Annotated in this window: 11 protein-coding genes; 10 read left to right on the top strand and 1 reads right to left on the bottom strand. The window is 57.7% G+C overall.

Translation table 11 applies throughout. The features are described from left to right. Positions 1–243 precede the first annotated feature (243 nt). From C772_RS08585 to C772_RS08570, 4 genes are all read left to right on the top strand, one after another. Positions 244–1,068 (top strand): M55 family metallopeptidase, encoded by an 825-nt coding sequence (locus C772_RS08585; RefSeq protein ID WP_008299146.1) that lies wholly within the window; start codon positions 244–246, stop codon positions 1,066–1,068. Then, entirely contained in the window at positions 1,065–1,988 is a 924-nt protein-coding gene (locus tag C772_RS08580) for a S66 peptidase family protein (RefSeq protein ID WP_008299144.1), read from the top strand. The genes C772_RS08585 and C772_RS08580 overlap by 4 nt, the downstream gene beginning before the upstream one ends. A 158-nt stretch (positions 1,989–2,146) precedes the next feature. After that, positions 2,147–2,887, top strand: coding sequence for a gamma-glutamyl-gamma-aminobutyrate hydrolase family protein (locus C772_RS08575; protein ID WP_008299142.1), 741 nt, complete (start codon positions 2,147–2,149; stop codon positions 2,885–2,887). After that, on the top strand, positions 2,874–3,800 hold the full coding sequence (locus C772_RS08570) for a dipeptidase (protein WP_008299139.1): 927 nt from the start codon (positions 2,874–2,876) through the stop codon (positions 3,798–3,800). The genes C772_RS08575 and C772_RS08570 overlap by 14 nt, the downstream gene beginning before the upstream one ends. Before the next feature lie 102 nt (positions 3,801–3,902). On the opposite strand, the gene C772_RS08565 is transcribed toward C772_RS08570, so the two are convergent. Continuing rightward, on the bottom strand, positions 3,903–4,265 hold the full coding sequence (locus tag C772_RS08565) for a DUF3899 domain-containing protein (protein WP_008299138.1): 363 nt from the start codon (positions 4,263–4,265) through the stop codon (positions 3,903–3,905). Positions 4,266–4,394: 129 nt separating this feature from the next. Between C772_RS08565 and C772_RS08560 the strand changes: the two genes are divergently transcribed. From C772_RS08560 to C772_RS08535, 6 genes are all read left to right on the top strand, one after another. Next, positions 4,395–6,047, top strand: coding sequence for a peptide ABC transporter substrate-binding protein (locus tag C772_RS08560; RefSeq protein ID WP_008299134.1), 1,653 nt, complete (start codon positions 4,395–4,397; stop codon positions 6,045–6,047). Between the two features lie 94 nt (positions 6,048–6,141). Continuing rightward, positions 6,142–7,074, top strand: a complete 933-nt coding sequence (opp3b, locus tag C772_RS08555) for an oligopeptide ABC transporter permease (protein WP_008299133.1) — start codon at positions 6,142–6,144, stop codon at positions 7,072–7,074. After that, the gene (opp3C, locus tag C772_RS08550) at positions 7,071–8,123 is read left to right on the top strand and encodes an oligopeptide ABC transporter permease (RefSeq protein ID WP_008299132.1); all 1,053 of its coding nucleotides are present in this window, start codon (positions 7,071–7,073) and stop codon (positions 8,121–8,123) included. Before opp3b ends, opp3C begins: the two co-directional genes overlap by 4 nt. A gap of 11 nt (positions 8,124–8,134) precedes the next feature. Then, entirely contained in the window at positions 8,135–9,214 is a 1,080-nt protein-coding gene (locus C772_RS08545) for an ABC transporter ATP-binding protein (protein ID WP_008299131.1), read from the top strand. Continuing rightward, positions 9,211–10,254, top strand: a complete 1,044-nt coding sequence (locus tag C772_RS08540; protein ID WP_008299130.1) for an ABC transporter ATP-binding protein — start codon at positions 9,211–9,213, stop codon at positions 10,252–10,254. The genes C772_RS08545 and C772_RS08540 overlap by 4 nt, the downstream gene beginning before the upstream one ends. Before the next feature lie 224 nt (positions 10,255–10,478). Then, a complete protein-coding gene (locus C772_RS08535) occupies positions 10,479–10,958 on the top strand; it encodes an acyl-CoA thioesterase (RefSeq protein WP_008299129.1) in 480 nt (159 codons plus the stop codon). Positions 10,959–11,114 lie beyond the last annotated feature (156 nt).

The following is an 11,114-nucleotide window of genomic DNA, read 5'->3' as shown; positions in this document are numbered from 1 at the left end:
TATTTTTTGTTTAGTTGTTTGAAACATTGACCATCTGAATCGGACATGTAGTGCATTGCAGGTATAAGGATAAAATAACTGGACAGTAAGAAAGGGGACATTCTATTTGGAGCTCCGCCTGTGCCTCTGGCTTCCGTTTTTTCGCTTCATCGGGAAACCGCATTGTCCGGCACCCCTCGTTCTGCTAAAGTGGACTTGTATTTCGAAAAAGAAAACAGTTCTGAAAAGAAAGAAGGCGAACCGATGAATATTTATCTTTCGGTCGACATGGAAGGGATTACAGGCATCCCGGATTACACGTTCGTCGATTCAACCCAGCACAACTATGAAATCGGACGGAGCCTCATGACGGGGGACGCCAACGCGGTCATCGAGGGGGCACTGGCCGGCGGGGCGGAGCATGTGCTTGTCAACGACAGCCACTCGAAAATGAACAACCTGTTGCCTGAGAAGCTGCATCCGGAGGCGGAGCTGATCAACGGTGGCGTGAAGCTGTACTCCATGGTCGAAGGCCTCGACAATACGTATGAAGGTGCCATCTTCACGGGCTACCATTCCCGCGCGGGACAACCGGGCGTCATGAGCCACTCGATGATCCATGCGGTCCGCAATATGTGGATCGATGAGCAGGAGATTGGGGAGATCGGCTTAAATGCATACATCGCAGGTTACCATGGCGTACCGGTCATTATGGTGGCAGGCGACGACGGGGCCTGCCGCGAGGCGGAGGAACTGATTCCGGGTGTGGTGACGGCGGCGGTGAAAAAGTCGCTGACGCGCTCTGCTGTACGTTCATTATCCCCTCAGAAGGCGCATGAGCTGCTGAAGGAGAAGGCGGCGGAAGCCATCGCGAACCGCGGCAACGTGAAACCACTGACGCCACCGGACAATCCGGTGCTCCGCATCGAGTTCACGAACTATGGCCAGGCCGAATGGGCGGCATTCATGCCGGGCTGCGAAATCGAACCGGGGTCGACGGTCGTCCGGTTCGAGGCGAAAGATATCCTGGAAGCGTACAGCGCGATGCTCGTCATGATCGAGCTTGCGCTGCAGACGACCTACCGATGACGGAACTCATCCGTCCGGAGCGGCTGAAGCGGGGCGACACCGTCGGCATCATCGCCCCGTCCAGCCCGCCGAAAACCGAACAGCTGACCCGATCGCTCGCCTTCCTGGAGTCGCTCGGCCTCAACTGGAAGATCGGCAAGTCGGTCGGGAAAAAGGAACGCTATCTTGCGGGAACCGACCAGGAACGCCTGGACGACCTGCACGCGATGTTCAGGGACCCGGAAGTCAAAGGCATCATCTGTGCAAGAGGAGGCTACGGTTCCGCTCGTTATCTTGAGAAGATCGACTACCAGATGATCCGTGAAAACCCGAAGATCTTCTGGGGATACAGTGACATCACCGCGCTCCACCAGGCCATCCATATGTATTCAGACCTGGTCACGTTCCACGGGCCGATGCTCGAGTCGGACGTCGCCAAGGACGACTTCGATCCGCTGTCGGCCAAGTTGTTTGCCCAGCTGTTCCAACCGCTCGAATTGCACTACGATGAATCAGTATCGCCGCTCACTACGTATTCAGGCGGCAGCGCGCGCGGACAATTGATCGGGGGCAACCTGTCACTGATTGCTTCAAGCATCGGCACGAAGTTTGCGCCGTCGTTCGACGGAAAACTGCTCCTCATCGAGGACACCGACGAGGAGCCGTACCGGACTGACAGCATGCTGACCCAGCTCAGGCAGTCGGGCGTACTGGAGCGGGTGGCCGGCATCGTCATCGGCGACTTTAAATATCCTAAGAATCATAAGGGCGACTTCTTCTTTGAAGAGGTGTTCCGGGACTTCTTTGACGGGTTCGGAAAGCCGGTCGTATCCGGCTTCCGGATCGGCCACTGCCAGCCGCACTTCGCGGTCCCGCTCGGCGTCGAGGCGTATCTGGACGCGGATGCCAAGACGCTCACCATTCTTCCGGGCGTGGAGTAAGGGCTCCGAAGAGCACCCGGTCCCGAAATAAGGGCACCCGCACAACTTACGGGAGCACTCGCCCGCCAATCCGGGGCACTCAGACAAAGAACCGGCTCATATACTAGATCAGGCTAATATTACGTTGAATCATGCCTAATATAAGGGGGAAAATCACCATGAAACCGCTCATCGGCATCACGACCCATGTTGAACTCGACTATAAGCACGTCCTGAACCACGACTACATCACCGCAGTCCAGCGGGCCGGCGGCATTCCGCTGCTCATCCCGATCGACACGGAAAATGACGCGGACCGGGTCCTTGATGCACTTGACGGACTGGTCGTATCCGGAGGGGGAGACATCGACCCGACGCTGTTCGGCGAGGAGCCGCATCCGAAGCTCGGGGAGATCTCGCCGGGACGGGATGCGTCGGAGCTGGCGCTCATCAAGGGTGCCTTGGAGCGTGACATGCCGCTCCTCACCATCTGCCGGGGCCTTCAGGTCATGGTCATTGCCGAGGGCGGCGACATGTATCAGGATATCTACTCCCAGATTGACCGGCAGCTGCTCCAGCACAGCCAGCGCGCCAACCGGGTTCATCTTTCCCATTTCGTCGAGGCGGCGGAGGGCAGCATCCTGCGGGAGGCTGCGCAGGCCGAGAAGTTCCGGGTGAACTCCTACCACCACCAGGCGGTGCGCGACGTGAAGGCGCCGTTCGCCGTATCGGGTATCGCATCCGATGGCGTCATCGAGGCGGTCGAGAGCACGGAGCACCGGTTCGCGGTCGGCGTCCAGTGGCATCCTGAAGCACTCGCAGCAGCCGGGGACGGCACATCGCTGCGTCTGTTCGAGCGCTTTATCGAAACGGCGAAAGAATCGGCAACGGAAGGGGCGGGCAGCCTTGCAAATCATTGACCTTCACTGCGACGCATTGCTGAAGCTGTATGAGGCAAACGGAAAGATCCGGTTTGCGGACGCGCCGGAACTGGATACGAACCGTGAACGCCTACGCAAGGGCGAGGTGAAGATCCAGGCATTCGCCATCTTTATCTGGCCGGATATGAAGGCGGAAGAAAAGTTCCAGGCGGCCCTCGACCAGGTTCACTGGTTCTACACAGATGTCCTCGGCAACAACCCGGACATGAAGCTGATCCGGGACTGGTCGGATATCGATACACTGCAGGAAGGGCAGACCGGCGCTCTCCTCACGCTCGAAGGCGTGGACGCAATCGGCAACGACCTGAAGAAGCTGTCGATCCTGCACCAACTTGGTGTCCGGTCGGTCGGACTCACCTGGAACAACGCGAACCTCGCAGCGGACGGCGCGGGTGAGCCCCGCGGAGCAGGGCTGACGACATTCGGCCGCGAAATCGTCCGGTTCAACAACGAACACCAGATCCTGACCGACGTGTCGCACCTGTGCGAGAAGGCGTTCTGGGACGTGATCGAGACGGCGGATTACCCGATCGCGAGCCATTCGAACGCACGGGCGGTCCGCGACCATGTCCGGAACTTGTACGATGACCAGGCAAAGGCGCTGTTCGATAAGGGCGGCATGATCCATGTCGTCTACTGCCCGGCATTCATCAAGGAAGGCGGCAGTGTCACCATTGATGATCTGATCCGCCACATCGATCATTTCTGCGGCCTCGGCGGCGAGAAGTTCATCGGGCTCGGCTCTGACTTTGACGGCATTGCCGACAAAGTGGAAAACCTGTCCGACGCCTCGATGCAACAGAACCTGATCAACGAACTGCTGAAACGGTATTCTGAGGACCAGGTCAAAGGGTTCGCCTACCGCAACTTCCTTGAAAACCGGCCGAAATGAAGCAAAGACAAGGAACCGCAAGCGCGGGACCTTGTCTTTTTTATTTGAATATCGACGCTGTCCGACATATTTCCCGGGAAATAGCCGCAGAAAACGACAGTCCTAATCCAGTGCAAGGATGGATGCGATGATGCTGACGGTGAAAAGATACAGTCCGAAAAGAAGCACCGGACGGTAAGGGAGAGGGGCTTTCCTGAATTCCGGGTCTTTCTTCCTGCCCTCCGCTTCCCTGATATAGCTCTCCTTCCGGTTCAGTGAACGGAAGAATTTCCTCCAGTTTCTTGTAAAAGTCTCTGTTACATCATGCCTGGCGATATAAAGAATGCCGCCCGCGATGAGGATCAGAATGCTTGCCCAAAATAGTATATCCGCTGCCCGGACGGGGTCCGGAGTGCGTGTCATCCAAGACCATCCGACAAACATCGGGGGAATGACAAAAATAACCGGCACATAACGTCGATTCATGTCTGTCTTCCTTTCGGCTTAAAATTTACAACGGTTTAAACTATCTAAATTGTGAAAAAAGATATTGCTTTATATCCGTAGTATACGTAAAATAGGATTACATTTCGATAGAGACAAGGGGGAAATGGCATGAACAAAAAGTGGGTATCTCGCTTCATGGCTCCGGCCGCGGCGGCACTGATCCTGGCGGGCTGCAACTTCAGCGGCTCCGGTGATGAGGCATCCGGCGATACGGAGGGCGGAAGCGCCGAAGGGGACGGCAGCTCCGCACAGGTGATCACTCTGAGCGAAGGCTCGGATATCCCGACAATGGACTCCACGAAGGCGCACGACTCGATCGCCTTCAACGTCCTGAACAACATCAACGAAGGGCTTTACCGCCAGAATGAGTCGAACGAAGTGGAACTGGCGATGGCCGAAAAGCACGATAAAAACGAAGATGAAACCGTTCACACGTTCACCCTCCGTGAACAGAACTGGAGCAACGGCGAGCCTGTGACGGCCAATGATTTCGAGTACGCCTGGAAGCGCGTCATGCGTGAAGCAGGCCCGTACAACTATATGCTCGTGACTGCAGGCATCAAAAACGCCGAAGCGATCATGAATGAAGAAATGGATGCCGAAGAGCTCGGCGTCAAGGCCATCGATGAAAAAACACTTGAAGTGACACTTGAAGCGCCGAACCCGCTGTTTGAAACGCTTCTTGCATTCGCGACTTTCCTGCCTCAGAACCAGGCGTTCGTCGAAGAGCAGGGCGACCAGTATGCGCTTGAAGCTGAAAACGTTCTCGCAAACGGACCGTTCGTATTCTCCGAATGGCAGCAGGAGCAGGGCTGGACACTTGAAAAGAACGAAGATTACTGGGATGCGGAAAACGTCAAGCTCGACAAAGCCGAGTTTGTCGTCGTCAAGGACCCTCAGTCCGGCGCCAACCTGTATGAAACCGAGAAAGTCGACCGCGTGAAGCTTACGTCTTCCCTCGTCGACCAGTATCAGGACAATGAAGGATTCACGAATGAGAAAGCGTCCGGAATCGTGTTCCTGCGCTTTAACCACAACCATGAAGTGCTGAGCAACGTGAATATCCGCCGCGCAGTCAACATGGCGATCGACCGTGACGGCCTGACCGATGTCATCCTCAAAGACGGCTCCACGCCGCTTTACGGAGTTGTCCCTGAGGGCTATTACAACTCTCCTGAAGGCACCGACTACCGTGAGCTGAACGGCGACATCAACAAAGGCACTGCCGAAGAAGCAAAGGAATTCTGGGAAAAAGGCCTTGAAGAAACAGGCGTCGACAGCCTGACGGTTTCCCTGAACATCGCGGATACAGACGAAATGAAGAAAGTCGGCGAATACCTGCAGGCCCAGCTGGAAGACAACCTGCCAGGATTCAAACTTGAGCTGAAGGCAGTTCCATTTGCCCAGCGCCTTGAAATCGAAAAGGCGATCGAGTATGATCTCTCGCTCTCGACTTGGGGACCTGACTACGCCGACCCGATGACTTACCTCGACATGTGGGTGGACGGCAGCTCGGCGAACCGGATGGACTACAGCAATCCGAAGCTGGATGAGCTTGTAGCCGAAGCACGCACGGACACTGACCTCAGCAACCGCTACAAGACCCTCCTCGAAATCGAGAAGGTCCTTCTTGAAGAAGATGCCGCGGTCGCACCGCTTTACCAGCGGGGCAATACGTACCTGACCCGCCCGAGCATTGAGAACCTTGTCATCCACCCGGCTGGCGCGGACCTCTCGCTCAAGTGGGCATCGGTCAAATAATCCTTTTATAGCAGCAGACAAGCGGGGAGCCACTGGTGCGGCCCCGCTTTTCTTGTATTCAATCGCACCGAACTAAAGCGAGGTGACCGACATCATGAAACGCTATCTGATACAACGCTTTGCCTATGCAGTGATCACACTGTTCATCATCGTGACCGCGACGTTCCTGCTCATGCAGCTTCTTCCGGGCACGCCATACTCGAACGCGGAAAAGCTGACCGAGTCGCAGCGGGCCATACTCGATGCGAAATATGGGCTGGACAAGCCGGTGGCGATCCAGTACCTCACGTATATCGGCAACCTGATCCAGGGCGATCTCGGCTATTCATTCCAGTACCAGGGCCGTACCGTCATGAGCATGATCGGCGACCGCATCGGGCCTTCCGCACTGATCGGCCTGCAGGGGCTCGTCTTCGGTACGATCATCGGCCTTGTGCTCGGAATCATCTCAGCGCTTCGCCACAACACCGCGGTCGATTACGTGTCGGTGACCATCGCCGTCCTCGGCATGTCGATTCCGTCATTCGTCTTCGCGGCGCTTCTTCAGTACTATATCGGCGTCAAACTGGGCTGGCTGCCGGTTGCGCTATGGGAAAACTATCAGAGTACCATCCTGCCGTCACTCGCCCTGTCTGTGACGGTCATCGCGACCGTTGCCCGTTTTATCCGGAGCGAAATGCTCGAGGTGCTCGGGCAGGACTATGTCACGACCGCTCGGGCCAAGGGGCTGAATGAGTCCGGTGTCATCTGGAAGCACGTCATCCGGAACGCACTTATCCCGGTCGTCACGATGCTTGGGCCGCTTGCCGTCTCGATCATGACGGGGACCCTCGTCATCGAGAAGATCTTCGGTGTCCCGGGGCTCGGCGAGCAGTTTACGCTGTCGATCCTCGTGCTCGACTACAGCGTCATCATGGGCATCACGCTGCTCTACAGCGCACTCTTTATCTTCGTCGTCTTCGTCGTCGATGTGCTGTACGGCCTGCTTGATCCGCGGATTGACCTGAAAGGGGGAAGCAAGGCATGACGACCATCCAGCCGAATGACGGAGACTACAAGAATCTCCGCAGCCAAGACCGTCCGGCGGAACCGTCCGCGGACCTGTTTGTTCCGCAACCCCTTGATGCAACGGCACGGGAGGAGCTGGCGGCGCCGGCACCGACTTTCTGGAAAGAGGCGATGGAGCGCCTGTTCAAAAACAAGGGCGCGGTCGTGTCCCTCGTCCTCCTGATCATCCTCGGCGCCATGGCACTCATCGGCCCGTCCATGAACGAGTTCACTTACCGGGAGCAGCATATTCCTCATTCGAACCTCCCACCGAAAGTTGCGGGGCTCGAGTGGCTCGGCTTTGACGGAAAAGATGTGAACGGCGTCGACCAGTACGCCCAGCGCGGCGTCGAAACCAACTACTGGTTCGGCACCGACGAGTTCGGGCGTGACCTGTGGACGCGTGTCTGGAAGGGGACGCAAATTTCCCTGTTCATCGCACTTGTCGCGGCATTCCTGGACCTCGTGATCGGGGTCATCTACGGCGGCATCTCTGCCTATTACGGAGGCCGCATCGACAACGTCATGCAGCGGATCATCGAGATCCTGACCGGGATCCCGAACCTGATTGTAATCATCCTGTTTATCCTGATACTCGAGCCGGGCATCCGGTCGATCATTCTCGCGATGATCATCACCGGCTGGGTCGGGATGGCGCGGGTTGTCCGGGGGCAGATGCTCCAGCTGAAGGGGCAGGAGTTCGTCCTCGCCTCACGGACGCTCGGCGCCTCGGATTCCAGGCTGATGAGAAAGCATTTGCTTCCGAACGTCATGGGTCCGATCATCGTCACCGTCATGTTCACGATTCCGACGGCGATCTTCTTCGAAGCGTTCCTGAGCTTTATCGGCCTTGGCCTTCAGGCACCGCTCGCCTCGCTCGGGGTGCTGATCGAGGACGGCTATGATGCCATCCGCTCGTTCCCGTACAAGCTGCTTATCCCTGCGGTCGTCATCAGCCTTGTCATGATCTGCTTTAACCTGCTGGCAGACGGGCTGCGCGACGCGCTCGATCCGAAAATGAGAAAGTGAGGGGTCAGACAATGGACAACCACATCCTTGAAGTCAGCAACCTGCATGTTTCATTCAAGACCCGCAACGGCGAGGTCCCGGCGGTAAGGGGCGTCAACTTTTCTCTGAAAAAGGGGGAGACGCTCGCCATCGTCGGCGAGTCCGGCTCCGGCAAGTCGGTGACGGCGAAGTCGATCATGCAGCTGCTGCCCAAGCAGAACACCATCATTCCCGAGGGCGAGATCCGCTACGAGGGAAAAGACCTTCTGAAGTTTTCCAAGAAAGAGATCCAGAGCATCCGCGGGTCGGACATCTCGATGGTCTTCCAGGATCCGATGACGTCGCTGAACCCGACGATGAAAATCGGCAAGCAGATCATGGAGGGGCTTTCCCGCCATATGAACCTGACGAAAAAGCAAGCCCGCGAGCGGGCAAAGGAAATGCTCGAGCTGGTCGGCATCCCGAATGCCGAAGCCAGGCTTGATGCCTATCCTCACCAGTTCTCCGGCGGGATGCGCCAGCGCGTGGTCATCGCGATTGCACTTGCCTGTAACCCGAAGGTCCTGATTGCCGACGAGCCGACGACGGCGCTCGACGTCACCATCCAGGCCCAGATCCTCCGCCTGATGAGGGGCCTCCAGGAAAAGATGGACACCGCGATCATCCTGATCACGCATGACCTCGGCGTCGTCGCCAACATGGCCGACCGCGTCGCCGTCATGTACGCCGGAGAGGTCGTCGAGCAGGGGACGCTGGATGAGATCTTCTACCGTCCGCAGCATCCGTATACGCTCGGCCTGCTGCGGTCGATGCCGAACCTGGACGCACCGCGCACCGAGCCGCTCATTCCGATCCCGGGTTCCCCGCCGGATCCCGCGACGCTCGGCACGGGCTGCCCGTTTGCCGCGCGCTGCCCGTACACGATGAAAGTGTGCCACGACCACAATCCGGATTACACCGCAGTCAGCGGCACACAGGCCGTGCGCTGCTGGCTGCAGGATGAGCGCACGCCGGATGAACATGTGCCGGAAGTGATCCGGAAAGGCCGGCAGACGTCGGAAATCGCCGCCGACCAGGCCGCCATCGATGCAGCGGGAGGAGTGCCGGTATGACACATGAATTGAAGGAACAACACACCACGAATGCCGGGCAGGACGACCTGCTTGTCGTCAGCGACCTGAAGAAGCATTTCCGCCTCAACCGGAAAACGGTTCTGAAGGCCGTCGACGGCATCAGCTTTTCGATCAAGAAGGGGGAGACGCTCGGCCTTGTCGGCGAGTCCGGCTGCGGCAAGTCCACAGTGGGCCGCACGCTCACCCGGATTTATGAACCGACGGACGGTGAGATCCACTTTGACGGCCTCAAGCTGAAAGGCCGCCTGGACGGGAAGACGAAAAAGCGCATCAACCGCGATGTGCAGATGATCTTCCAGGACCCGTATTCGTCGCTGAACCCTCGGATGACCGTATCCGAAATCATTTCGGAAGGCCTTGTCATCCACAATCCGAACATGTCCCAGAAAGACCGAGAAAAGCGTGTCCATGAACTGCTGCAGCTGGTCGGCCTGAACAAGAACCATGCAGGGCGTTACCCGCATGAGTTCTCCGGCGGCCAGCGACAGCGGATCGGCATCGCGCGTGCGCTTGCTGTCGAGCCGAAGTTCATTGTTGCCGATGAGCCGATTGCGGCGCTTGACGTCTCGATCCAGGCACAGATCGTCAACCTGCTCAAGGAACTGCAGGAAGAGCGCGGGCTGACCTATCTTTTCATCGCGCACGACCTGTCGATGGTGAAGTACATCAGCGACCGCATCGCCGTCATGTACCTCGGCAAGATCGTCGAGCTTGCCACGAGCGAGGAGCTGTACGAAAAGCCGCTCCATCCGTACACCCAGGCACTCCTGTCGGCAATCCCGCTGCCGGACCCGGAAAAGGAACGCACCCGCGAGCAGATCATCTTGTCCGGAGACGTGCCGAGCCCGACAGACATCCCGTCCGGCTGCCGGTTCCGCACACGCTGCCCGTTCGCGATGGACAGCTGCGCCGCAATCGACCCGGAATTCCGCGAAGTCGAACCCGGCCACTCCGTCGCCTGCCACCTGTACGACGAGGAGATCATGGCGAAGGAAGGCAAGGAACTGAAAACTGTGTGATGGTGGAACTCCCCGGCGCGCCGGGGAGTTTTCTTATTGGGGATAAGGGGGAGCGGATTTGGGCGTGCGATTAACCACAAGGGCTTGCCATTTGCGCCAAGATCCCGACGGCTTGCAACTAAAGATTTCGGACTCCCTCCTTGTACGATGCATCCCGTGCCCAATTCGGGTATACTGTTGCGTACCAACCCGGACAAAGGTCCGGACAGAAGAGGTGTTGCCCTATGGCAGAAGCGATTCCGATGAGCCGGTCACGGACAAAGACGACGAAACTGGTCATGCCGCCGGACACGAACCATCATGGGACCATTTTCGGAGGCCAGGTACTCGCCTATCTCGATGAGATGAGCGCGATTGCAGCGAGCAAGCATGCCGGTGCTGCGGTCGTTACCGCATCGGTTGACTCTGTTGATTTCGTCTCGCCTGCGCGAGTCGGCGACGTGCTCGAGATTGAGGCCGTCGTGAGCTCCACCGGACGGACATCAATGGAAGTGTTTGTCCAGGTGCACTCGGTGGACATCGTCACCGGTGCCCGCAAACTGACGACCGAATCATTCGTCACGATGGTCGCAATGGACGAAGAAAACAAGCCGACACCGGTTTCCCCGGTTTATCCGGAGACGAAGGCGGAAAAAGCGCTGTTCGACAAGGCCCCCGCACGCCGGGCAAACCGCCGGGAGCGCCAGCTGATCAAGCATTCATGACTTACAGGCCGTGAGCGGGAATCCCTGCTGCACGGCTTTTGCTTTTAGACACTGGCCATTTCCTTTGCTTTCGTAACGCAATTCTGTCAAAAAGGCGTTGGCGCCCGTCAGGAAATGGGAAATGAAACCTGAGAGTGATAAAATCGTAGGTAAATC

It is taken from the genome of Bhargavaea cecembensis DSE10, from assembly GCF_000348905.1.
GTDB classification, from domain to species: Bacteria; Bacillota; Bacilli; order Bacillales_A; family Planococcaceae; genus Bhargavaea; species Bhargavaea cecembensis.
Note: the sequence above shows the minus strand (reverse complement) of the source record. Positions and strands in the feature narration are given on the sequence as shown.